The sequence below is a fragment of the Nocardioides euryhalodurans genome (assembly GCF_004564375.1).
GTDB classification, from domain to species: Bacteria; Actinomycetota; Actinomycetes; order Propionibacteriales; family Nocardioidaceae; genus Nocardioides; species Nocardioides euryhalodurans.
Genome location: NZ_CP038267.1, coordinates 2,633,679 through 2,656,268, shown reverse-complemented (window position 1 = coordinate 2,656,268; position 22,590 = coordinate 2,633,679). Strand labels below are relative to the sequence as shown.

Here is a 22,590-nt window from a genome sequence, read left to right as displayed (position 1 = left end):
TCTAGCCCGCCACCACCGTGACGACCCGGGCACGGATCTCCGGGACCGCCCACCGGTGCGAGGACCGGACCAGCCGGATCGAGGACCAGGTGAGGAACAGGATGGCGAAGAAGACCGAGATCGCCGGCTCCGGGACCCTGGCCAGGCCCGAGAACACCAGCCCGGTGAGCGTGGTGACGATCGCGAGCCGGGCGGAGTAGCCGACCATCACGATCGGCGGGGCGGGGGTGGCCCGGGCGCTGCGGAGGTCGACGGGGTAGGGACGCTGCTCGGACCACCGCATCGACGCCCCGACCACCTGCACCGTCACGACGACGATCGTGCAGAGCAGGGCGGTGAGCTCGCTCGGCGAGGGGATGCCTGCCCGCAGCGAGCCGAGCAGCACGGTCACCAGCGAGGCCAGGGCGAGGAACTCCGCCAGCACCAGCACGCGCACCCAGAAGATCAGCGTCGGGGACACCGGGAGGTTCTCCCGCCAGAGCACCCCGCGGGCGTCGAGGCACCACGCGTTGACGCCGAACAGCAGGGCGCCGCCCGAGACCACGAGCCCGGGAAGGATCGTCATCGATGGCCAGGGGAGGTCGCCCAGCAGCGCGACCAGGCCGGGACCGACGGCGAGCACGGCGAGGCCGCGCCGCATCGGGACCGCCCGCCACACCGAGGAACGGTCGAGCCGGAGCAACGCGGTGAGGTCGGACCAGGGCATCCCGCGCGGGGTGTGGGTGTCGGCCTCCATGTGGAGCTCGTCGTGGGGCATCCGGCGCGAGGCGAGCGTCACCGGGACGACGCCGAGCAGCACCACGAAGACCAGCAGCACCAGCTCGAGGGCCAGGGTCGTCGCCCAGCGGCCGCTGACGCCGTCGATGCCGCCGACCACCAGCCAGAGCGTGGGGATCCGGTCGAGCAGGTCCGTGGTCCGCCCGGTCAGCTGCACCAGCAGCGCACCCAGCGCGAACCCGGCGAGCGCCACCCGCACCGCGACGATGCCGTGGCGCCGGCGACGCACCATCTCGACGGTCCACGCCACCAGCTGGCCAGCTGCGGTGGCGAGCGCCAGCCACAGCACCAGCACCGACTGCACGGTCACCAGCTGCGACGGCCCGAGGGCGTACGCCGCGGAGCCGAGCAGCACCCAGGCCTGGATCAGCCACGCGATGTTGAGCGGCGCGAGGATCAGCGCGCCGAGGTGGTCGGTCGCCGGGCTGACCGGGAACGCCACGCCTTGGTCGCGCGGGACCAGCTCGCGGCCGCCACCCGAGGCAATGGCCGAGACGATGGCGATCAGCAGCAGGCCGGCCATGCCGGTCGGGAGCAGCACGGCGATCTGGAGGCGTCGCTCCTCGTCACCGGCAGGCAGGTACGCGGGGCCGATCGCGGCGACCAGGGTGAGCCCGACCATGACCACGGTGGCCCACCAGAAGGCCGCGCGGCGACGTACGGACGCGGAGCGGAAGCGGAGCAGGTGCCCGACGTCGAGGACCGGCCGCAGCCAGCCGACCTCGCGCCGGGCGCTGGCCGGAGCCTCAGTCGAGGAGAGCGCGGTAGGCACGCGCCCCCTCCTCCCCTGCCATCTCGTCGGCGGTGAGCATGGCGACCTGCGAGCCCCCACGCAGCACGAGCACGTCACCGCAGGCCTCGATGGCCAGCTCGCGCAGGTGGGTGGAGACCAGGACGCAGGCACCGCGGGCGCGGGCGTCGGCGATCGCCTCGAGCGTCGCCTCGACACCGAGGGGGTCGACGCCGTCGAAGGGCTCGTCGAGCAGCAGCACCTCGGGCTCGTGGAGCGTCGCGAGGACGACCGAGAGCCGTCGGCCCATGCCGTGCGAGAAGCCGCCCGTCACGCGGTGGGACGCGTCCCCCAGCCCGAAGCGCTCGAGCAGGTCGCGGCCGCGGTCCTCCCAGCCCACGAGCCGGCGCAGCCGGGCCGCGAGCTGCAGGTGCTCCCACGCGGTCGCGCGCGGCACCAGGCCGCCCACGTCGGGGCAGTAGCCGGTGGCGCGCTTGACCGCGACCGGCTCCCGGCGTACGTCGAAACCGGCGACCGTGGCCGAGCCGGCGGTCGGCGGCACCACGCCCGCCAGCACGCGCATGGTGGTCGACTTGCCGGCGCCGTTGCGGCCCAGCAGCGCGGTCGCCTGGCCGGCTCCGGCCGCCAGGTCGACACCGGCGACGGCCTCGACGTCGCCGAAGCGGACGTGCAGGCTGCGCACCTCGACGGCAGGGGGCTGGTCGTTCACCCGCCCATCCTCCCCGAAATCACGCGGCGTGTGCCTGAGAACGGCCTATTGGTCGTCCTCGGGCACACGCCGCGAGAGGAGTCAGGCGGGGAAGGACTCGCCCTTCGCGACCAGGTCGCGGAGGTACGCCGAGGGCCGGAACCGCTCGCCGTAGGCGTCGGCCAGCTCGTCGGCCCGGTCGCAGAACGCCGCCAGCCCGATCGGGGCGTCGGTGTCCTCGGGGTCCTGGTAGCCGGTCATGAACTGGGCCGCGCCCCCGGTGTTGGGCGGGAAGCCGATGCCCATGATCGAGCCGATGTTGGCCGCGGCAGCCGAGGTGATGACGCCCTCGTCGAAGCACTTGGCGGTCTCGAGCGCCTCGAGGAAGAGGATCCGGTCCTTGACGTCGCGCAGCGGGATCTGCTGCTCGGCGACCGGGAACACCTCGCCGAGGCCGGACCACAGGCCCTGCCGGCGCCCGTTCTCGTCGTACTCGTAGAAGCCGGCGCCCTTGAGCCGCGAGGGCCGCCCGATCTCGATCATCGTGGTCACGACGGCCGAGCCCGGGTGCTCCTCGTAGGCGAGCCCGTCGCGCTCGGCGGCGTCGCGGGTGGCCTTGCCGATCTTGGCCATCAGCTCCATGTTGAGCTCGTCGGACAGCTGCAGGGTGCCGACCGGGTAGCCGGCCTGCGTGGCCGCGCGCTCCAGCGACACCGGGTGCACGCCCTCGGCGAGCATCGCGAGCCCCTCGTTGACCATGAAGCCGATGACGCGACTGGTGTAGAAGCCCCGGCTGTCGTTGACGACGATCGGGGTCTTCCTGATCTGCTGCACCACGTCGTACGCCTTGGCGAGCGCGACGTCGGAGGTCTCCTCGCCGCGGATGATCTCGACCAGCGGCATCTTGTCGACGGGCGAGAAAAAGTGCAGCCCGATGAAGTCGGCCGGTCGGTCGACGCCGGTGGCCAGCTCGGTGATCGGGAGCGTCGAGGTGTTGGAGCACAGCAGCGCGTCGGCGTCGACGTGCTTCGCGGCCTCGGCGAAGACCTGGTGCTTGAGCGAGGGGTCCTCGAAGACCGCCTCGATGACCAGGTCGCAGCCTGCGAGGTCGGCGTAGTCGTCGGTCGGGTGGATCCGCGCCAGCAGCTCGGCGGACTTCTCCTCCGTCAGCCGGCCGCGGCCGACCGCCTTGGCGTTGAGCTTCTCGGAGTAGGCCTTGCCCTTCTCGGCGCTCTCGATCGCGACGTCCTTGAGCACCACCTGCATGCCGGCGCGGGCGCAGGAGTACGCGATGCCGGCGCCCATCATCCCGGCACCGAGCACGGCGACCTTGGTCGCCTTCCACGGCTCGATGCCCTGCGGCCGCAGCGACCCGGCGTTGATCGCCTGCAGGTCGAAGAAGAACGCCTGGATCATGTTCTTGCTGTTCTGGTTGACGATCAGCTTGGTCAGGTAGCGCGACTCGATCCGGCTGGCGGTGTCGAAGTCGACGGTCGCCCCCTCGACGGCCACCGCGAGGATCGCCTTCTGCGCGGGGTAGTCGGCGCCCTTGACCTGCTTGCGGAGCAGCGCCGGGAAGGCCGGCAGGAACTGCGCCAGCTTCGGCGAGGTCGGCGAGCCGCCGGGCATCCGGTAGCCGGGCGCGTCCCAGGGGTTCTGCGCCTGCTCCGGGTTGGCCTTGATCCACGCCTTGGCCGCGGGGACCAGCTCCTCACGGGTGGCGACCAGCTCGTCGACCAGGCCCTTGCCCTGGGCCGTCTGCGGGTCGAACTGGGGGCCCTGGAGCAGCACGTCCATCAGCGCCGACTGCAGGCCGAGCATCCGTACGGTGCGGGTCACGCCGCCGCCGCCCGGGAGGAGACCCAGGCTGGCCTCGGGCAGCCCGATCTTCACCGACTGGTCGTCGACGGCGATCCGGCGGTTGGTGGCGAGCGCGATCTCGAGGCCGCCGCCGAGGGCGGCGCCGTTGATCGCCGCCACGACCGGCTTCGGGAAGGTCTCGAGGCGGCGCAGCGTCGCCTTCATCGCCTCGACCTCCTCGAAGATCCGGGGTGCGTCGTCCTTGGTCGCCTGGCTCATCAGCTTCAGGTTGCCGCCGGCGAAGAAGGTCTTCTTGGCGCTGGCGACGACCACGCCGTTCACCTGGTCCTGCTCGGCGTAGAGCCGCTCCACCGCGGCGTCCATGGACCGCTGGTAGAGCTCGTTCATGGTGTTGGCGCTGGCCGTCGGGTCGTCCATCGTCAGGGTGACGATCCCGTCCTCGTCCCGCTCGTAGCGGACGGCGCTCTGCTCGGTCTGGGTGGCAGTCATGTGAGGTTCTCTCCTGGAGTACGGCGGGTCAGACGAGCTCGACGATGGTGGCGATGCCCATGCCGCCACCGACGCAGAGGGTGGCGAGGCCGCGGCGCAGGTCGCGGCGACGGAGCTCGTCGACGAGGGTGCCGAGGATCATCGCGCCGGTGGCGCCGAGCGGGTGGCCCATCGAGATGGCACCCCCGTTGACGTTGGTGACCTCGTGGCTGATGCCCATGTCACTCATGAACCGCATCGCGACGGCGGCGAAGGCCTCGTTCATCTCCCAGAGGTCGATGTCGTCGACCTCGAGGCCGGCCTTGGCCAGCGCCTTGCGGGAGGCGGGGGCCGGGCCCGTGAGCATGATCGTCGGGTCGGCGCCGGAGACGGCCGTCGCGAGGATCCGCGCCCGCGGGGTCAGCCCGAGGTCCTGGCCGACCTGCTCGCTGCCGATCGCCATGATCGCGGCGCCGTCGACGATGCCCGAGGAGTTGCCGGCGTGGTGGACGTGGTCGATCGCCGGCACCCAGTGGTACTTCTCGAGCGCGACGTCGTCGAAGCCCGCGTCCGCGCCGATCTGGGCGAAGCTCGGCTTGAGGCCGGCGAGGCCCTCCGGGCTGGTGTCGGGGCGGATCAGCTCGTCGTGGTCGAGCACGGTCAACCCGTTGCGGTCCTTGACCGGCACGACCGAGTCGGCGAAGTAGCCGTTGGCCCAGGCCTTGGCCGCGCGGTGGTGCGACTCCGCGGCGTACGCGTCGACGTCGCTGCGGGTCCAGCCGCCGAGGGTGGCGATCAGGTCGGCGCCGATGCCCTGCGGGACGAAGCCGGTCTGCAGGGCGGTGGCCGGGTCCATCGCCCAGGCGCCGCCGTCGGAGCCCATCGGCACCCGGCTCATCGACTCGACACCACCAGCGAGGATCAGGTCCTCGAAGCCCGAGCGGACCCGCATCGCGGCCTGGTTGACCGCCTCGAGCCCGGAGGCGCAGAAGCGGTTGAGCTGCACGCCCCCGACGGTCTCGGGGTAGCCGGCGGCCAGGGCCGCCGTCTTGGCGATGTCGCCGCCCTGCTCGCCGATCGGGGTGACCACGCCGAGCACGACGTCGTCGACCCGGTGGGGGTCGAGCGTCGGGTTGCGATCCTTGATCTCGTCGAGCAGGCCGACCATCAGGTCGACCGGCTTCACCTCGTGCAGCGAGCCCACCGCCTTGCCCTTGCCGCGTGGCGTGCGGATGTGGTCGTACACGAATGCTTCAGCCATGGTCCATCCTGTCCTCGACGCTTGCCTGACCCCGATTGTGACACCGATACTGTCAGGGTCGTCAACGTGGTACGGATCACCCAGACCGACGCGCCGAGGAGAGACGTGGACGAGAGCATCGAGTCGCTGCGGGAGCTGCTGACGCTCGACGAGCTGACCAACCGGGTCGGGCTCAGCGTCCGCAACGTCCGCTTCTACACCACCAAGGGGCTGGTGCCGCCCCCGATCCGGCGGGGTCGCTCGGGCTACTACACCCCCGACCACGTGGCCCGGCTCGAGCTGGTGCAGGAGCTGCAGACCCACGGCTTCACGCTCGCTGCGATCGAGCGCTACCTCTCGCGCATCCCGACCGACGCCACACCCGAGGACATCGCGCTGCACCGCACGATGCTGGCGCCGTGGCAGGCCGAGGCCCCGGTCGAGATGAGCCGGACCGAGCTGGACCGGCGTACGAACCGCACGCTCTCCGACGACGACCTGGCCACGCTGGCGGCCCTCGGCATCGTGCTGCGCACCAAGCGCGGCCGCTACCAGGTCGCCGTCTCACAGCTCTCGGTCGGGCTGGGGCTGCTCGACCTCGGGTTCCCGACCGAGGCGGCCCTCGCCGCCGCCGACGTCTACGCCGAGCACGGCCGTCAGATCGCCAAGGAGCTCCACGACCTCTTCCGGACCATGGTCTGGCCGCTCTACAAGGAGTCCGGCGCCCCGCCCGAGAAGCTCCGCGAGGTCGTCGAGCGGCTCAAGCCGCTCTCGATCGCCTCGCTCGTGCAGGCCTACGAGTCCGCCATGGACGAGACCAAGCGGGAGAGCATCGCGCAGCGGGCGCGTTGAGGGGTGCGCCCTAGGGTGAGGGCATGACCCCACCCCGGACCGTCCTCGTGACGGGAGCGACCGGCTTCATCGGACGCCGCCTGGTCCCCGTCCTGGTCGAGGAGGGCCACGAGGTCCGTGCCATGACCCGGCGCCCCGAGGAGTACGACGGACCCGGCACCCCGGTCGCCGGCGACGTCTTCGAGCCGGAGAGCCTCACCGGTCCGCTCGCCGGCGTCGACGTCGCGATCTACCTCGTGCACTCCCTCGACGACCCCGACTTCGAGCGCAAGGACGCCGAGGCGGCCCGCACCTTCGCCCGTGCGGCCGCCGACGCGGGCGTCGACCAGATCGTCTACCTCGGCGGCCTCGGCGCCGAGGGTGAGGACCTCTCGCCCCACCTCCGCTCGCGTCGCGAGGTGGAGAAGCTGCTCGGCAGCACCGGCGTCCCGGTGACGGTGCTGCGCGCCGCGATCATCGTGGGCGCCGGCGGGATCTCCTGGGAGCTGACCCGCCAGCTGGTGAAGAACCTGCCCGCGATGGTGGTCCCGCGCTGGGTCGCGACCCGCACGCAGCCGATCGCCGTCGACGACGTGATCCGCTACCTCGTCGGCGTGACCGGGCGCGAGGAGGCCCGGGGCCGGGTCTTCGAGATCGGCGGCCCCGACCAGATGACCTACCTCGAGATGCTGCAGGTCGCGGCCGAGATCTCCTCGGGCCGCCGGGTCCCCATCGTCAAGGTCCCCGTGCTGACGCCGCGGCTGTCGTCGTACTGGCTGGCGCTCGTGACCGACGTCGACGTCACCACCGGCCGCAACCTCATCGACTCGATGGGCACCGAGGTGACGGTGACCGACCACGCGATCCGCGACGTCGTGCCGGGGGACCCGCTCCCCTACGACGAGGCCGTACGCCGGGCGCTCGCCGACCACTGACCACGATCAGCCGAAGACCAGCGGCAGCACGAAGAGCATCGTCAGCGACCACGTGCAGTGGGTGAGGATCGGCCCGAGGATCCCGCCCGACGCACGGCGTTGCAGCCCGACCACGGCACCGAGCAGGACGGCCGCGAAGCTGAGCATCACGTTGCCGGTCGCGAGCGTGGCGATGGTGTAGGCGACGGTCGTCCACACGACCGGGTGCCGGGTGATGGCGGCGTACGCGGCGCCGCGGAAGAAGAGCTCCTCGGCGATGCCGTTGACGAGGGTGATGAAGGCCAGGATCGGCAGCGACCCCTGCTCGGCGAAGTCGAGGACGCTCGTGACCTGGTCGCCCAGGAACGGGATCTCGCGGACCACCAGGGCGCCCACGACGAAGACCCCGGCCAGGCCGAGCCCCAGCAGCACCGGCGCGACGACCGGTCGTACGTGGACGTCGTCGCGCGCGATCCGGCCGAGGTGGAGCGGCCCGGAGGCGAAGGCACCCACGGTCCACACGGCGGCCAGCCCGAACGTGGCGGGGTAGAACCAGGGGCTGCCCGGCTCGATCCGCAGGCTGACGCCGAGGAGGGTGCCGCCGAGGACCACGACGGCGGCCGTGACGACCTGGCGCCGGCGCAGGGCCGAGGGCGTCTGCCAGTGGTCGCGCGGGACCTTCTCCCACAGGGCGTTGCGCAACCACACCCGCACCGCCGACCACCTCCCTCGCCGTCGCGACTCTACGTCGGGCACGCACAGCGGCGCCCCGCCTCCCGGGGGAGACGGGGCGCCGCCGATCAGGTCCGGCTACTTCTTGAACGCGTCCTTGGCGTCCTTCGCCGCGTCCTTGGCCTTCTCGCCGGCGTTCTTCATGGACGCCGAGGCCTGGTCGCCCTTGCCCTCGCCCTCGAGCCGGGAGTTGCCGGTCGCCTTGCCGGTGGCCTCCTTGGCCTTGCCCTTGAGGTCCTGTCCCTGGTTCGAGGCCTTGTCGTCGATACCCATGTCGATGCCCTTCGTCGGTGTCACCCCAACCTTGCACGGGCTGCCTGACGGGGCCTCACCCGAGGGGGCGAAGCGCGACAGGGTCAGCGACGACCGCTGAACGACGCCGCGCTGTGGCTGCCGCTGCCGGCACCCCGCGGGGCACCGGCGCCGCTGCCCGATCCGCTCCGGCGACGCGACCGGTTGCGGCTCGGCTTCTCGGCGGTCTGCTGCGCGGACCGGGACTGGCCCGACGCGGTGCCGTTGCCCTTGCCGGCGCCCTTGCCGCGACCGCGACGCGAGCGGTTGCGGCCGCTGCCACCGTTGCGGGCCTCACCCTGCTCGCCGGCGGAGCGGCCGGCTGCCGGGGCCGGCGGCGCGAAGCCGCCCGGGACCAGGCTGCGCTCGCCGGGGGCGAGCTCGACCAGGATCGGGTGGGCCGGGCCGGGGACCTTCGTGGTGACCGGCTTGATGCCGGCCAGCCGCGTCAGCTGTCGGACGTCGCGCACCTGCTCGTCGGTCATGAAGGTGATCACGGTGCCCGACGCGCCCGCGCGGGCCGTCCGGCCCGAGCGGTGCAGGTAGGCCTTGTGCTCGACCGGCGGGTCGGCGTGGACCACGAGGGCGACGTCGTCGACGTGGATGCCCCGGGCCGCGATGTCGGTCGCCACCAGGGTGGAGGCCTTGCCGGAATGGAACGCGTCGAGGTTGCGCGTGCGGGCGTTCTGGCCGAGGTTGCCGTGCAGCTCGACGGCCGGGACGCCGTTCTTGTTCAGCTGGCGAGCCAGCGCCTTGGCGCCGTGCTTGGTGCGGGTGAACACCACGGTCCGGCCCGGCGCACTGGTCAGGTCGACCAGGATCGGGAGCCGCTGCTCGCGCTGCACGTGGAGGACGTGGTGGGCCATGCTCGAGACCGGCGACTGCGCCGAGTCGGCCTCGTGGGTGACGGGGTCGACGAGGAACCGCTTGACGATCACGTCGATCGCGTTGTCCAGCGTCGCCGAGAACAGCAGCCGCTGGCCGCCGCGGGGCGTCCGGTCGAGCAGCCGTCGTACGCCGGGGAGGAAGCCCAGGTCGGCCATGTGGTCGGCCTCGTCGAGCACGGTGACCTCGATCGCGCCGAGGTCGCAGTGACCCTGGCCGATCAGGTCCTCGAGCCGGCCGGGGCAGGCCAGGACGATGTCGACGCCCTTGCGGAGCCCGGCGACCTGGGGGTTCTGGCCGACGCCGCCGAAGACGGTGATGGTGCTGAGCCCGGCCGCATCGGCGAGGGGCTTCAGCGCGGCCTGGATCTGGCCGACCAGCTCACGGGTCGGGGCGAGGACCAGGGCGCGGGGCCGGCGCGGTGCGGCGGACCGCTCGCTCGCGACGAGGCGCGCCACGAGCGGCAGCAGGAACGCGTACGTCTTGCCGGAGCCGGTGCGGCCACGGCCGAGCACGTCGCGGCCCGCGAGCGAGTCGGGGAGCGTCGCGGCCTGGATCGGGGTGGGGGTGGTGATGCCCTGTCCTGCCAGGACGGCGGAGAGGACAGTGGGGACGCCGATCTCATGGAAGGAGGTGGCGTCGAAGGACTGCGTGGTCAAAGGGAAGTCTTCCGGTTGGTGTCTCACCAACGCGCGTCCGCCGGTCGGCGGGGTCGGCAGCCCTGCAGCTGCAGCGTGTGCCTCGCGAGGTCGCGAGGGGCGCCTCCTCGACGGGTGCGCCGACGACCCGAGGCAAGACTGGACGGGTCGCGTACGCCCAGCCTAGGGCAGCCGGGCTGCTGCCCGCGCATCGACGCCGCGTGACCTCGGGCACGCCGGGGCGGCTCCCCAGGTCAGTGGAAGCGGAGCACCCCGTCGTCGATCGGCGAGCGCCGGATCGACCGCACGTCGTGGAAGTAGTTCTGGCGCAGCCGCCACGGCTCGCGGTCGCCCTGCTTGGGCAGCCGCTCCATGGAGCGCTGGACGTAGCCGGGCGTGAAGTCCATGAACGGGGCCTCGGTGACGCTCGGGTCCGGCACCGGTACGGCGACGGAGTGGCCGGTCGCGTCCAGGTGGGCCAGCAGCCGGCAGACGTAGTCGGCGACCAGGTCGGCCTTGAGCGTCCACGACGCGTTGGTGTAGCCGATCGTGAAGGCGAAGTTGGGGACCCCACCGAACATCAGCGCCCGGTAGGCCATCTTCTCCCGCAGGTCGACGGGCTCGCCGTCCACCGAGAGCTCGGCCCCGCCCATGATCTTGAGGTTGAAGCCGGTGGCGGTCACGACCACGTCGGCGAGCAGCTCGTCGCCCGAGCTGACGCGCACCCCCTTCTCGACGAACGTCTCGATGGTGTCGGTGACGACGTCGACCCGGCCCTCGCGGATGGTGCGGAAGAGGTCGCCGTCGGGCACCAGGCACAGCCGCTGGTCCCACGGGTCGTACGTCGGCCGGAAGTGGACGTCGACCGGGAAGTCCTCGGGCAGCTGGCGGGCCGCCGCCTTCCGGATCACCTTCCGCGCGAACCGCGGCCATCGTCGGCTGACCTGGAAGCTGGCGACCGCGACCCCGATGTTCTTCCACCGGGTCGCCCAGTAGGACAGCCGCTCCGGCAGCCAGCGACGCAGCACCCGCGCCACCGGGTCCACACCCGGCAGCGCCAGGACGTACGTCGGCGACCGCTGCAGCATCGTCACCTGCCCGGCCCCGGCGTCGGCGAGCGAGGGCACCAGCGTCATCGCCGTCGCCCCGCTGCCGATGACCACCACCCGCTTGCCGGTCGTGTCGAGGTCCTCGGGCCAGTGCTGCGGGTGGACCACCGTCCCGGCGTACTGCTCGAGGCCGGGGAGCTCGGGACGGTAGGGCTCGTCGTAGTCGTAGTAGCCGCTGCAGGCCCACAGGAACCCGGCCGTCAGCCGCACCTCGCCGTCGGGAGTCGTCGCGGTGACGGTCCAACGCGCGGAGGCGGAGTCCCAGGCGGCGGCCGTGACGCGGTGCTGGTAGCGGATGTGGCGGTCGACGCCGTAGGCCGTCGCGGTGTCGCGGACGTAGGCGAGGATCGAGGGGCCGTCGGCCAGCGCCCGGTCGCTGCGCCAGGGCCGGAACCGGTAGCCCATCGTGAACATGTCGGAGTCGGACCGGATGCCGGGGTAGCGGAACAGGTCCCAGGTGCCGCCGCTGACCTCGCGCGCCTCGAGCACGGCGTAGCTGCGCTGCGGGTGCTCCTGGGCGAGCCGCGCCGCGGCTCCGATGCCGGAGAGGCCCGCTCCCATGACGAGGACGTCGACGTGCTCGGGGGGTGGGGTCATGGTCTCGCGTACCTCTCGACGAAGGTGGCCAGCATCCGGGGCGGCTCGGTCACGACGCTGCGCCGCGCCATGTCGATGAAGGCCTGGGCCTGTGCTGGTGGAAAGTACCCGTACTCGCGGTACGTGTCGATGCGCAGCACCAGTCCCTCGACGTCGAGCTCGGGGTGGAACTGCGTGGCGTAGACGTGCTCACCGAGCCGGAAGGCCTGCACCGGACAGGTGGTCGACGACGCGAGCAGGACCGCGCCCTCGGGCAGCCGGCGGACCGCCTCCTTGTGGCCGAGGAACACGTCGAAGCGCTCGGGGAGGTCGACGAGCAGCGGGTCGGCCCGGCCCTCGTCCGACAGCGTCACCTCGACGCAGCCGATCGGCTCGCCGTGGGTGCGGTCCACCAGTCCGCCCCTGATCCCGCCCAGCACCCCGATGCCGTAGCAGGCGCCGAGGAAGGGAAAGTCGGCGTCGACGACCTGCTCCGCCAGCCGGGCCAGCTCGGCCTCGGCCCGCCGCTGGACGGCGGACTTCTCCTCGGCCGGGTCGCTCACGTTGAAGGGGCCGCCGCCCAGCAGGATCCCGGACCAGTCGTCGAGCACGACCGGACCGAGCGCCTCGCGCTCGAGCCGCACCCGGCGTACGTCGGTCTCGGCCAGGCCGGTGCAGCGCAGGATGGCGGCGTACTCGCTGTCGGCGGCCTCGTCCTCGGCGCGGGTCCCGAGGAACAGGAAGGGCCTCACGGCCGGCTCACGCCTGCACCGCGGTGCCCGAGGCGAGCAGCGCGTCCACGTCGTCGATCCCCCACGCAACCAGCGCCTCGCGGGTGTGGGCCCCGGGGGCGTCGGGCGCCATCGAGACCGCAGCCGGGGTCCGGCTGAAGCGGGGCGCGGGTGCGGGCTGGGTGGTGCCGTCGACCTCGACGAAGGTTCCCCGGGCAGCGAGGTGCGGGTGGGTGACCGCCTCGCTGAGCCACAGCACGGGCGCCACGCAGGCGTCGGTGGCGTCGAACACCGCGGCCCACTCGGCCTGGGTCCGCTGGCGGAAGGTCTCGGTGAGGAGCTGGCGGAGCTGGGCGTGGTTGGCGGGGTCGTCGCGGTCGGGCGCACTTCCCTCGAGGCCGAGCAGCCGGATCATCTCGGCGTAGAACTGCGGCTCGAGCGGGCCGACGCTGACGTGGCGACCGTCGGCGGTCTCGTAGAGGTCGTAGGAGGGGGACCCGCCGTCGAGCGGGCCGCTGGCCCGGGTCTCGGGCTGGAGCCCCAGCGCCGCGAACGTGCTGCCGGTCGCGTTGAGGCTGGCGACGCCGTCGACGATCGCGGCGTCGACGACCTGGCCCCGGCCGCTGGTGCGGGCCTCGAGCAGGGCTGCGAGGACGCCGATGACGAGGTACGTCGAGCCGCCGCCGAAGTCGCCGAGCAGGTTGCCCGGGAAGTGGGGCCGGGCGGGGTCCTGACCGGCGGCGGCGAGGGCGCCGGTGATCGAGAGGTAGTTGAGGTCGTGGCCCGCGGACCGCGCCCACGGACCGTCCTGCCCCCACCCGGTCATCCGCCCGTAGACGAGCCGCTCGTTGCGCGCCCAGCAGTCCTCGGGGCCGATGCCGAGACGTTCGGCCGAGCCGGGACGCATCCCCTCGACCAGCACGTCGGCGGCGGCCACGAGGTCCAGGACGGTCCGGACGGCGTCAGGCTGCTTGAGGTCCAGCGCCACGCTCGGACGGCTGCGCGCCGTCACGTCGTACCGGCCCATGCTCAGGAACCCGCCGCCCGGGCGCTCCACGCGGATCACGTCGGCACCGAGGTCGGCCAGCAGCATGCAGGCGTGCGGCCCGGGACCGATCCCCGCGATCTCGACGACCTTCACCCCGCGCAGCGGGCCGGTCCCCTGTCCGAGTGCGTAGCTCATGGGGCGATCCTCACAGACCGCCCGGGTGGTGGTGGGGCGCCGCGCATTTCCCATGAGATGTGGGTGGGGGCTCGCTCCTCATGGCTGATCGTGCGTGAGCAGTGACCAGACCCCTGCATCTCATGGGAAATGCGAGAAACCCCGACCAGCTCAGTGGTGGCCGGCGTGGTGCATCTCGTGGACCACCGCGTGGCCCTTGCCGCGGCCGATCATCCACTTGTTGACCGGGACGGTGACGACGAAGGCGACCGCGAGGGCCACGGCCAGGGCGCCCCAGAAGAGGCCGCTGGCCAGGCCTGCGGCCATGGCACCCGGGACCACCAGCAGGATCGCGTTGTCGACGATCTCCATCACCAGGATCGAGACGGTGTCGGCCGCCAGCGCGGTGCGGACGGCGGTGCGCACGTCCAGGCCCGCGCGGCGGACGCCGACGAACGTGAGCAGGTAGCCGAAGAAGAAGGCGAGCCCCACCGCCAGCGCGATGCTCGCCAGGTCACCCCAGCCCCACCACGTCGCCAGCACCATGCCGAGCACCTCGCCGATGGCACAGCCGGTGAGGCAGTGCAGTGTCGCGGAGATTGCCGTGCGCCAGGTGTCCATGACTCAGCAACATATACCCCCTAGGGGTATGTGGTCAAGTGATCCGGACCACGGATGGTTGCAACTCGTTGCATAGGTCGGGCAGAGTCCCGCCCGTGGCCCTGGAGCACGCCCTCCTCGTCGCCCTGCGCGAGCACCCCGCGTCCGGGCTGGAGCTGGCGCGCCGCTTCGACCGCTCCATCGGGTTCTTCTGGCACGCCACGCACCAGCAGATCTACCGCGTGCTCGCCCGGATGGAGGGCGACGGCTGGCTGACCGCCCGGGCTGTCACCCAGAGCGGCCGGCCCGACAAGAAGGAGTACGCCGTCTCGGCCGCCGGCAGGCAAGCCCTGGCCGACTGGCTGGCCGCGGACAGCGACGTCGAGCCGTTGCGCAGCGAGCTGGCCGTCCGGCTCCGCGGGGCGTCGTACGGCGACCGGGCTGCGGTCCGCGCGCAGGTCGAGCGGCACCTCGCCGAGCACGGGGCGAGACTGGCGGCGTACGAGCAGATGGCGCGACAGCAGTACCCCCACCCCGACCGGCTCGCCGGCGCCGACCTCGACCGCTGGCTGGTGCTCCGCGGCGGGGTCCGGCTCGAGGAGTTCTGGGTCGGCTGGCTCACCGAGTACCTGGAGGCGACGTGACGTACGAGAACCTGCTGAGCCCGATCCGGCTGGGCGACCTCGAGCTGCGCAACCGCGTGGTGATGGGCTCGATGCACACCGGGCTCGAGGACAAGCCGTGGGACGTGCCCAGGCTGACGGCGTACTTCGCCGAGCGCGCCCGCGGCGGCGCCGGCCTGATCATCACCGGCGGGTACGCCGTCAACAAGCGCGCGTGGCTCAAGCCGTTCGCCGGCGAGATGACCACCCGCCTGCAGGCGATGCGGCACCGTCAGGTCACCGACGCGGTGCACGAGGCCGGTGGCGCGATCGCGCTGCAGCTGCTCCACGCCGGGCGGTACGCCTACCACCCCTTCGGCGTCGGCGCCTCCGCCATGAAGTCGCCGATCACGCCCTTCACCCCGAAGGCGCTCTCGACCCGCGCGGTCCACCGCACGGTCGACGACTTCGCCCGCTCGGTCGTCCTGGCCCGCAAGGCCGGGTACGACGCCGTCGAGATCATGGGTTCCGAGGGCTACCTCATCAACCAGTTCCTGGCCGCGCGGACCAACGACCGCACCGACGAGTGGGGCGGGTCGGCGTCGGCCCGGATGCGGTTCCCCGTCAGGGTCGTGGAGCGGGTCCGCGAGCTGGTGGGCGACTTCCCGGTGGTCTACCGGATCTCCCTGCTCGACCTGGTCGAGGGCGGCCAGACGTGGGACGAGGTCGTGGAGCTCGCGCAGCGGCTGCAGGAGGCCGGCGTGACGGCGTTCAACACCGGCATCGGCTGGCACGAGGCACGGGTGCCGACGATCATCACCCAGGTGCCGCGCGGCGTCTGGGCACCGCAGACGGCGAAGCTCCGCGAGGTGGTCGACGTCCCGGTCATCGCCTCCAACCGGATCAACACCCCCGAGCTGGCCGAGCAGCTGCTCGCCGACGGCTCGGCCGACCTGGTGTCGATGGCCCGCCCGTTCCTCGCGGACCCCGACTTCGTGCGCAAGGCGGCCGAGGGGCGGGCCGACGAGATCAACACCTGCATCGCCTGCAACCAGGCCTGCCTCGACCACACCTTCGCCAACCGGACCGCCTCCTGCCTGGTCAACCCGCGGGCCTGCCACGAGACGACGCTCGTCCTCGCCCCCACCCGGCGCCGCGCCTCGGTGGCCGTCGTGGGGGCCGGTCCGGCCGGTCTCGCGACAGCCGTGTCCGCCGCCGAGCGCGGCTTCCCGGTCACCCTCTTCGAGACCGGCCCCGAGCTGGGCGGCCAGTTCCGGCTCGCCATGGCGGTCCCGGGGAAGGAGGACTTCGCCGACACGCTGCGCTACTACGCGCGGCGGCTGGAGGTGCTCGGGGTCGACGTACGGCTCTCCACCCGGGCCGGCGTCGACGACCTGGCCGCGTACGACGAGGTCGTCGTGGCCACCGGCGTCGAGCCTCGGATCCCGGACATCCCCGGGATCGACCACCCCTCCGTCGTGTCGTACGCCGACGTGCTCTCGGGCCGCGTGGTGCCCGGCCGTCGGGTCGCCGTGATCGGGGCCGGCGGCATCGGCGTCGACGTGTCCCACTGGCTGACCCACGACCCGGCGGACACGGTGGAGGACTGGCTCGCGCACTGGGGCGTCGGCGACCCGGCCCTGCACCCCGGCGGGCTGACCGAGCCCAAGCCGCGCACCCCGGTCCGCGAGGTGACCCTGGTGCAGCGGAAGACCACGCCGATCGGGGTCGGCCTCGGCAAGACCTCGGGCTGGGCGCACCGCGCGGTGCTGCGACAGGCGGGGATCGTCCAGGTGAGCGGAGCGAGCTACGACCGGGTCGACGACGCCGGGCTCCACGTGACCGTCGACGGCGCCCCCCGCCTGATCGAGGTCGACCACGTCGTCGTCTGTGCCGGACAGGAGTCGGTGCGCTCCCTCCACGACGAGCTGCTCGCCGCCGGGGTCTCCTCCCACCTCGTGGGCGGTGCCGACGTGGCCGCCGAGCTCGACGCCAAGCGGGCGATCGCCCAGGGCACCGAGGTGGCAGCGGCGCTCTGAGGTGGCGCGGTGGGACCGGCCGGTTAGCGTGGTCGACATGATCCGGGACCTGACCGACGAGGAAGCCCGCCGCGCGCTGGTGCTCAAGTGGGGCTCGGTCGAGCCCGACGTGCTGCCGGCCTGGGTGGCCGAGATGGACTACGCCCTGGCGCCACCGGTGGCCGAGGCCCTGCAGCAGGCGGTCCTCGACGGGGTGACCGGCTATCCGCCGGACGCGGTCGACGGCCCGCTCGGCGAGGCGTACGCCGGCTTCGCGCTGCGGCAGTACGGGCAGAAGGTCGATCCCGCGCAGGTGCTCCCGACCGTGGACGTGACCGCGGGGGTGCGGATCGCGCTCGAGGTGCTCAGCGACCCGGGACCGGTCGTGCTGCCGACGCCGGCGTACCACCCCCAGCTCGATGTCGCCGGCCTGTCGGGCCGCGAGACCTGGGAACTGCCCGTCGACCCGGGAGCGGACTCGGCGATGCCCGACCTCGACCGGCTCGACGACCTCTTCGCCCGGGGCGCACGCACGCTGCTGCTCACCCAGCCGCACAACCCGCTGGGCCACGTCCACACCCGGGCCCAGCTGGAGGCGCTCCGCGACGTCGTCGTCCGCCACGGCGCCCGGGTGGTCAGCGACGAGATCCACGCGCCGCTGGTGCTGCCGGGGGCCGAGCACGTGCCCTACCACTCCCTCGACGGGACCGCCGACCACGCGGTCGCGGTCCTCGCCGCGAGCAAGGCGTTCAACACCCCCGGCCTGCGCTGCGCGCAGATCGTCACCGCGGACCTGGCCACGCGCGACCGGCTGCTGGCCGAGCCCCTGGCACGGAACGACTCGTGGTCACCGCTGGGCGAGATCGCCGCGGTGGCCGCCTACCGCGAGGGCGACGCCTGGCTCGCCTCGCTCGTGGAGCGGCTCGACCAGCAGCGGTCGCTGCTGGCGCGGCTGCTGGCCGAGCACCTGCCGGCGGCCCGGATGCGGCCGCTGCAGTCGACGTTCCTCGCCTGGATCGACCTGCGGGCGTACGGCCACGCCGACCCCGCCGCGGTCGCCCTGGCGCGGGGCCGGGTGCGCGTCGAGGGCGGCGGCCGCTTCCAGCACGGCCTCGAGGGCCACGTCCGGGTCAACGTCGCCACCTCGCCCGAGCGGCTGACCGAGATCGTCCGACGGCTGGCGCTCGCGCTGGCCTGAGGCGTCGCGGGACGTCAGCCCTCGGCCGGCGCGTTGGCGGAGGGCTGGGCGGCGATCATGTCGGCGTACCAGCGGAAGGACTTCTTGGGTGTCCGCACCTGGGTGTCGTAGTCGACGTGGACCAGGCCGAAGCGCTGCTTGAAGCCCTCCGCCCACTCGAAGTTGTCCATCAGCGACCAGGTGTAGAAGCCGCGGACGTCGACACCGCGCTCGATGGCCGTGGCGACCGCCCGCAGGTGCGCGTCGAGGTAGTCGATCCGACGCTGGTCGTCCACGACGCCGTCGGCGTCCGGGCCGTCGTCGTAGGAGCAGCCGGCCTCGGTGATCATGATCGGCGGCAGCGCGGCGCGGTAGCGCGCGCGGAACATGATCAGCCACTCCCGCAGCGCGGTCGGCACGATCGGCCAGCCGAAGTCCGTGGTCGGGTAGCCCAGCAGGTCCAGCATCTCGAACGGCATCGCCGCGTCCTCGGGAGCCGCCGCCACCTTCAACGGGTTGTAGTAGTTGACGCCGTAGAAGTCGAGCGGCTGCCGGATCGTCGCCATGTCGCCCGGCTCGACCAGGTCCTCCAGGATCGGCGCGAGGTCGGCGGGGTAGCGGCCGAGCAGCATCGCCTCGATGAAGGTGCCGTTCCAGAGCGCGTCGAAGAGCTTGGCGGCGCCGACGTCGGCGTCGCTGTCGCTGGCCGGCCAGATGGGCGCATGGTTGTTGGCGCAGCCGACGCTGGTCGCACCCGCCTCGCGGAGGGCGATCGCGGCCCGGCCGTGGCCCACCAGCAGGTGGTGGGCGACCCAGAGCGCGTCGAAGAGCAGCGCCCGGCCCGGGGCGTGGGTGCCGATCGCGTGGCCGAGCATGGTCACGACGTTGGGCTCGTTGACGGGGATCCAGTGCTCGACGCGGTCGGCCAGCCGGCGACCGACGATGTCGGCGTACGACGCGAAGTGCTCGATCGTGTCGCGGTTGAGCCAGCCACCGTCCTCCTGCAGCGCCTGCGGCAGGTCCCAGTGGTAGAGCGTCACCATCGGCTTCACGCCCGCCTCGAGCAGCGAGTCGACGAGCCGGTCGTAGAAGTCGAGCCCGGCCCGGTTGACCTCGCCCTTGCCCGTCGGCAGCACGCGTGGCCAGGAGATCGAGAAGCGGTAGCCCTCCGCCCCCAGCTCCTTCATCAGCGCGACGTCCTCGGGCCACCGGTGGTAGTGGTCGCAGGCCACGTCACCGGTGTCACCGTTGGCGATCCGGCCCGGCTGGTGGCTGAAGGTGTCCCAGATGCTGGGTCCCTTGCCGTCCTCGGTCGCGGCGCCCTCGATCTGGTAGGCGGCCGTGCTGGTCCCGAAACGGAAGCCGGCGGGGAATTGCGGGAACACGGGATCATCTTTGTCCATGAGCACCGAGCTGCGTCGCGGAACTCGACGATTGGTCAGCCGGGAGGCGGGTCGGGAGACGTTCCACTCGTTCTCCTTCGGCCCCCACTACGACCCCGCGAACCTCGCCCACGGCCCCCTCGTCTGCCACGACGAGCACCGGCTGGAGCCCGGCGCGGGCTTTCCCGACCACCGGCACACCGACCTGGAGATCGTCACCTGGGTGGTGAGTGGCGAGCTGGTCCACGACGGCACCTCGGTGCTGCGCGCCGGTCAGGTCGCGGTCCAGTCAGCCGGGTCGGGCGTGGTGCACAGCGAGGTCGCGGGCGGTGAGGCGGTCCGCTTCGTGCAGGCCTGGCTGCGCCCGGACGCGGTCGGTGGCACCCCCTCCCGCGAGGTCGCCGAGGTGTCGTACGTCGACGGCGCCCTCACACCGGTCGCGGGCGAGGGCAGCGCCCTGCCCGTGGGGGTGGCGGGCGCGACGCTGGCCGCGGGCCGGCTGCGCGAGGGGGACGCGGTCACCCTCCCGCAGGCGCCCCTCCTCCATGCCTTCGTCGTGACCGGCCGGTTGCTCGGCGACGACGGGGCCCTCGACGCCGGGGACGCGCTGCGGCTGACCGCCGAACCGGGCCCGACGCTGACGGCCGCCGAGGACGCCGAGCTGCTGGTCTGGACCTTCCACGCCACTGTGTGACGTCCTGCGCGTCGGGTCAGGGCAGCAGCACCGTCAGCGCACCGGGGAGCAGCTCGACCACGGCGGGCTCCTCGGTCAGCCCGGGCAGCACGCCGAGCGGCTCGCCGTCGCCGCCCACTGGGATCGGCTCGCGACCGCGACCACGCAGCTCGACCCTGGTGCCGGTGAGGACCTGCACCTCGTCACGCTCGACGTGACGGCCGTCGTAGACGCTCGGTAGCGCCCGGACCAGGGCGAGCCGCGAGGCGGCACCGACCACGACGACGTCGAGCAGCCCGTCGCCGACCGAGGCGGAGGGGGCGATCCGCATGCCCGAGCCGTAGTACGCCGAGTTCGCGACCACCACGGTCGCCGCCGTGACCTCCTGCTCGAGCCCGTCGACCGCCAGCCGGTAGCGGCCGGCCCGGTGGCCGGCGAGGGCGCGGACCGCCGCAACGGGGTAGTGCAGCGCCGAAGGCAGCCGGTGGGCGCGGCCGACCAGCTCCGCGGCCCGGGCGTCGACGCCGGCGTACACCGATCCGGCGACGACGTGGTCGCCGTACGCCAGCAGGTCGACGCGACGGGTCCGACCGGCCAGCAGCAGGGCAGCCTGCTCCGCCGGCGACGCCGGGAGGCCGAGCATCCGCGCGAAGTCGTTGCCCCGGCCCGCGGGCAGCACCCCGAGCACCCCGCCGGCCCGGGCGACCGGCCCGGCGACGGCCGAGAGCATCCCGTCGCCACCGACGCTGACGACCGTGTCGCCCCGGCCGAGGGCGGCGTCGACGAGGTCACGGATCGCCGCCGGTCCGGGAGAGTAGCTCACCTCGACCCGGGCGCCCGCGTCGCGGAGCAGCCGCGCCACCGGGACCACGGCACCGGCGGCGGCGCCCCCGCCCGAGGCAGGGTTGACGAGGAGGGAGAAGCGCCTGGGGGGTTCCGTCACGGGACCAGGACACCCGGGTTCATCACGCCGACCGGGTCGACCGACCGCTTGACCGCCCGCAACAGCTGCACCCCGACCGGACCGATCTCCTCCGCGTACCAGGGCAGGTGGTCGGTGCCGACCGCGTGGTGGTGGGTGATCGTGGCGCCGGCGGCCACGATCGCGTCGGAGGCCGCGGTCTTGGCGACCTGCCACTGCGCGACCGGGTCGTCGCCCTGCTTCGCTGCCACGGTGAGGTAGAGCGAGGCGCCGGTCTCGTAGACGTGCGAGACGTGGCAGAGCACCATCGGGCCGTCGAGCGTGGCGTCGAGCGCCGCGCGCACGCCGTCGTACACCGCGTCGAGACGGGACCAGAACGTCGCGGTCTCGAGCGTCTCGACCAGCACCCCGGCGTCGAGCAGCGCGTCGCGGAGGTACGGCGCCCCGAAGCGCCCGCGCTCCCAGGCCACCCCCGGCTGCTCGCCGAGGCCGGTCCCGCCCAGCCCGGACAGCACGGCCGTGACCGCGTCCCGCCGGGCGGTGACCGCCGTCGGGGTCCCCTCGTAGCCGGTGATCATCAGGCAGCCGCCCTGGCCGCCGGAGCCGCCGATCGCGTCGGGGTCGGCGAGGTTGACGGCCGTCTCGTTCTCGTCCGAGAGGCGCAGCACCGTGGGCAGCAGTCCCGCCTGCGCGAGGGTGCGCAGCGCGGTCACGCCCGCCGTGAAGGACGGCCACCGCCAGCCCTCGTGGACGGTGGTCTCGGGCACCGGGCGCACCCGCACCGTCACGGCGGTGATCACGCCCAGCGTGCCCTCCGAGCCCAGCAGCAGCTGGCGCAGGTCGGGTCCGGCCGCACTGGCCGGGGCGGTGCCGAGGCGCAGGTCGCCCGAGGGGGTCGCGGCGGTGAGCCCGACGACCATCGCGTCGAACCTCCCGTTCCCGGCGCTCGCCTGGCCGCTCGACCGCGTGGCGGCGAAGCCACCGATCGTGGCGAACTCGAAGGACTGCGGGAAGTGCCCGAGCGTCAGCCCGTGCTCGGCCAGCAGCGCCTCGGCCTCGGGGCCGCGCAGGCCGGGCTCGAGGGTCGCGGTCATCGAGACCGGGTCGACGTCCAGCAGCCGCTTCATCCGGACCAGGTCCAGGGAGACCAGGCCGGCGAAGCCGTCGCGCCGGGCGGCGAGGCCACCGGTGACGCAGGTGCCGCCACCGAACGGGACCACGGCGATCCGGTGCTCCGCCGCGTACGCCACGACCGCCGCGACCTCCGCGTGGTCTCCGGGCCGGACCACGGCGTCGGGGGCATCGGCGAAGTCCCCGGACCGGTTGCGGAGCAGGTCGGGCGTCGACTTGCCACGCGTACGCCGTCGACGCACCTCGTCGTCGGTGAGCACGTGCTCGCGACCCACCACCGCGCGCAGCCCGTCGAGCACGGCGTCGTCGAGCCGGGTCGCCGGCAGCTGCTCGGGGCCGGGCGCCGGCTCGGTGGTGGCAGCCGGCCCGAAGGCGAGCTCGACCAGCTCCCGGGCCGTCGGGGTCAGCGGGGCGGCAGCGGCCGGGTCGCCCCAGCGCTCGGGGTCCATCTCGGGGATCATGCGTTACAGT

20 protein-coding genes are annotated in these 22,590 nt (G+C 73.0%); 6 read left to right on the top strand and 14 right to left on the bottom strand.

Translation table 11 applies throughout. The features are described 5' to 3' along the window. Position 1: 1 nt before the first annotated feature. From EXE57_RS12735 to EXE57_RS12720, 4 genes are all read right to left on the bottom strand, one after another. Positions 2–1,549, bottom strand: coding sequence for a hypothetical protein (locus tag EXE57_RS12735; RefSeq protein ID WP_135078061.1), 1,548 nt, complete (start codon positions 1,547–1,549; stop codon positions 2–4). Next, on the bottom strand, positions 1,524–2,237 hold the full coding sequence (locus tag EXE57_RS12730; RefSeq protein ID WP_135078059.1) for an ABC transporter ATP-binding protein: 714 nt from the start codon (positions 2,235–2,237) through the stop codon (positions 1,524–1,526). Before EXE57_RS12730 ends, EXE57_RS12735 begins: the two co-directional genes overlap by 26 nt. Positions 2,238–2,318: 81 nt before the next feature. Then, a complete protein-coding gene (locus tag EXE57_RS12725) occupies positions 2,319–4,526 on the bottom strand; it encodes a 3-hydroxyacyl-CoA dehydrogenase NAD-binding domain-containing protein (protein ID WP_135078057.1) in 2,208 nt (735 codons plus the stop codon). Positions 4,527–4,554: 28 nt separating this feature from the next. Continuing rightward, positions 4,555–5,766, bottom strand: coding sequence for an acetyl-CoA C-acetyltransferase (locus EXE57_RS12720; protein ID WP_135078055.1), 1,212 nt, complete (start codon positions 5,764–5,766; stop codon positions 4,555–4,557). Between the two features lie 105 nt (positions 5,767–5,871). Between EXE57_RS12720 and EXE57_RS12715 the strand changes: the two genes are divergently transcribed. Together EXE57_RS12715 and EXE57_RS12710 are read left to right on the top strand one after the other, a co-directional pair. Then, positions 5,872–6,597, top strand: a complete 726-nt coding sequence (locus EXE57_RS12715) for a MerR family transcriptional regulator (protein ID WP_135078053.1) — start codon at positions 5,872–5,874, stop codon at positions 6,595–6,597. A gap of 23 nt (positions 6,598–6,620) precedes the next feature. Continuing rightward, entirely contained in the window at positions 6,621–7,511 is an 891-nt protein-coding gene (locus EXE57_RS12710) for an NAD(P)H-binding protein (RefSeq protein ID WP_135078051.1), read from the top strand. Between the two features lie 6 nt (positions 7,512–7,517). Here the strand turns inward: EXE57_RS12710 and EXE57_RS12705 are convergent, their stop codons facing one another. The 7 genes from EXE57_RS12705 to EXE57_RS12675 all read right to left on the bottom strand — a co-directional run bounded on the left by EXE57_RS12705 (position 7,518) and on the right by EXE57_RS12675 (position 14,235). After that, positions 7,518–8,204: a CPBP family intramembrane glutamic endopeptidase gene (locus EXE57_RS12705; protein ID WP_135078049.1), complete on the bottom strand. Its 687-nt coding sequence runs from the start codon at positions 8,202–8,204 to the stop codon at positions 7,518–7,520. A 96-nt stretch (positions 8,205–8,300) separates the two neighbouring features. Then, entirely contained in the window at positions 8,301–8,495 is a 195-nt protein-coding gene (locus EXE57_RS12700) for a CsbD family protein (RefSeq protein WP_135078047.1), read from the bottom strand. A gap of 83 nt (positions 8,496–8,578) precedes the next feature. After that, on the bottom strand, positions 8,579–10,057 hold the full coding sequence (locus EXE57_RS12695; RefSeq protein WP_135078045.1) for a DEAD/DEAH box helicase: 1,479 nt from the start codon (positions 10,055–10,057) through the stop codon (positions 8,579–8,581). A gap of 233 nt (positions 10,058–10,290) precedes the next feature. Beyond that, a complete protein-coding gene (locus EXE57_RS12690) occupies positions 10,291–11,742 on the bottom strand; it encodes a flavin-containing monooxygenase (protein ID WP_135078043.1) in 1,452 nt (483 codons plus the stop codon). Further along, positions 11,739–12,473, bottom strand: coding sequence for a glutamine amidotransferase (locus tag EXE57_RS12685; RefSeq protein WP_135078041.1), 735 nt, complete (start codon positions 12,471–12,473; stop codon positions 11,739–11,741). The genes EXE57_RS12690 and EXE57_RS12685 overlap by 4 nt, the downstream gene beginning before the upstream one ends. A 7-nt stretch (positions 12,474–12,480) precedes the next feature. Continuing rightward, positions 12,481–13,635, bottom strand: coding sequence for a CaiB/BaiF CoA transferase family protein (locus EXE57_RS12680; RefSeq protein ID WP_135078039.1), 1,155 nt, complete (start codon positions 13,633–13,635; stop codon positions 12,481–12,483). 150 nt (positions 13,636–13,785) lie between these two features. Further along, positions 13,786–14,235, bottom strand: a complete 450-nt coding sequence (locus EXE57_RS12675) for a DUF4396 domain-containing protein (protein ID WP_135078037.1) — start codon at positions 14,233–14,235, stop codon at positions 13,786–13,788. A gap of 95 nt (positions 14,236–14,330) precedes the next feature. Here EXE57_RS12675 and EXE57_RS12670 point away from each other — a divergent pair, with 95 nt between their 5' ends. Genes EXE57_RS12670 through EXE57_RS12660 form a run of 3 tightly spaced genes read left to right on the top strand, consistent with a single transcriptional unit; the run spans position 14,331 to position 18,032 of the window. Further along, the gene (locus EXE57_RS12670; RefSeq protein WP_135078035.1) at positions 14,331–14,858 is read left to right on the top strand and encodes a PadR family transcriptional regulator; all 528 of its coding nucleotides are present in this window, start codon (positions 14,331–14,333) and stop codon (positions 14,856–14,858) included. Then, on the top strand, positions 14,855–16,855 hold the full coding sequence (locus EXE57_RS12665) for an NADPH-dependent 2,4-dienoyl-CoA reductase (RefSeq protein ID WP_135078033.1): 2,001 nt from the start codon (positions 14,855–14,857) through the stop codon (positions 16,853–16,855). The genes EXE57_RS12670 and EXE57_RS12665 overlap by 4 nt, the downstream gene beginning before the upstream one ends. Positions 16,856–16,892: 37 nt before the next feature. Continuing rightward, positions 16,893–18,032, top strand: coding sequence for a MalY/PatB family protein (locus EXE57_RS12660; protein ID WP_135078031.1), 1,140 nt, complete (start codon positions 16,893–16,895; stop codon positions 18,030–18,032). Positions 18,033–18,046: 14 nt separating this feature from the next. Here EXE57_RS12660 and EXE57_RS12655 read toward each other — a convergent pair whose 3' ends face one another. After that, positions 18,047–19,396, bottom strand: a complete 1,350-nt coding sequence (locus EXE57_RS12655) for a GH1 family beta-glucosidase (protein WP_244246819.1) — start codon at positions 19,394–19,396, stop codon at positions 18,047–18,049. Between the two features lie 16 nt (positions 19,397–19,412). Between EXE57_RS12655 and EXE57_RS12650 the strand changes: the two genes are divergently transcribed. After that, positions 19,413–20,087: a pirin family protein gene (locus EXE57_RS12650; RefSeq protein ID WP_135078027.1), complete on the top strand. Its 675-nt coding sequence runs from the start codon at positions 19,413–19,415 to the stop codon at positions 20,085–20,087. Positions 20,088–20,103: 16 nt separating this feature from the next. Here the strand turns inward: EXE57_RS12650 and EXE57_RS12645 are convergent, their stop codons facing one another. Further along, the gene (locus tag EXE57_RS12645; protein ID WP_135078025.1) at positions 20,104–21,009 is read right to left on the bottom strand and encodes a diacylglycerol/lipid kinase family protein; all 906 of its coding nucleotides are present in this window, start codon (positions 21,007–21,009) and stop codon (positions 20,104–20,106) included. Continuing rightward, on the bottom strand, positions 21,006–22,580 hold the full coding sequence (locus EXE57_RS12640; protein ID WP_244246818.1) for an FAD-binding oxidoreductase: 1,575 nt from the start codon (positions 22,578–22,580) through the stop codon (positions 21,006–21,008). Before EXE57_RS12640 ends, EXE57_RS12645 begins: the two co-directional genes overlap by 4 nt. Positions 22,581–22,590: the final 10 nt, after the last annotated feature.

Excerpts from the sequence above, each read along its gene's own strand:
- EXE57_RS12710 (WP_135078051.1), top strand. The coding sequence starts at position 6,621 with ATGACCCCACCCCGGACCGTCCTCGTGACGGGAGCGACCGGCTTCATC.
- EXE57_RS12690 (WP_135078043.1), bottom strand. The coding sequence starts at position 11,742 with ATGACCCCACCCCCCGAGCACGTCGACGTCCTCGTCATGGGAGCGGGC.
- EXE57_RS12650 (WP_135078027.1), top strand. The coding sequence starts at position 19,413 with ATGAGCACCGAGCTGCGTCGCGGAACTCGACGATTGGTCAGCCGGGAG.
- EXE57_RS12725 (WP_135078057.1), bottom strand. The coding sequence starts at position 4,526 with ATGACTGCCACCCAGACCGAGCAGAGCGCCGTCCGCTACGAGCGGGAC.
- EXE57_RS12700 (WP_135078047.1), bottom strand. The coding sequence starts at position 8,495 with ATGGGTATCGACGACAAGGCCTCGAACCAGGGACAGGACCTCAAGGGC.
- EXE57_RS12720 (WP_135078055.1), bottom strand. The coding sequence starts at position 5,766 with ATGGCTGAAGCATTCGTGTACGACCACATCCGCACGCCACGCGGCAAG.
- EXE57_RS12660 (WP_135078031.1), top strand. The coding sequence starts at position 16,893 with ATGATCCGGGACCTGACCGACGAGGAAGCCCGCCGCGCGCTGGTGCTC.
- EXE57_RS12675 (WP_135078037.1), bottom strand. The coding sequence starts at position 14,235 with ATGGACACCTGGCGCACGGCAATCTCCGCGACACTGCACTGCCTCACC.
- EXE57_RS12680 (WP_135078039.1), bottom strand. The coding sequence starts at position 13,635 with ATGAGCTACGCACTCGGACAGGGGACCGGCCCGCTGCGCGGGGTGAAG.
- EXE57_RS12640 (WP_244246818.1), bottom strand. The coding sequence starts at position 22,580 with ATGATCCCCGAGATGGACCCCGAGCGCTGGGGCGACCCGGCCGCTGCC.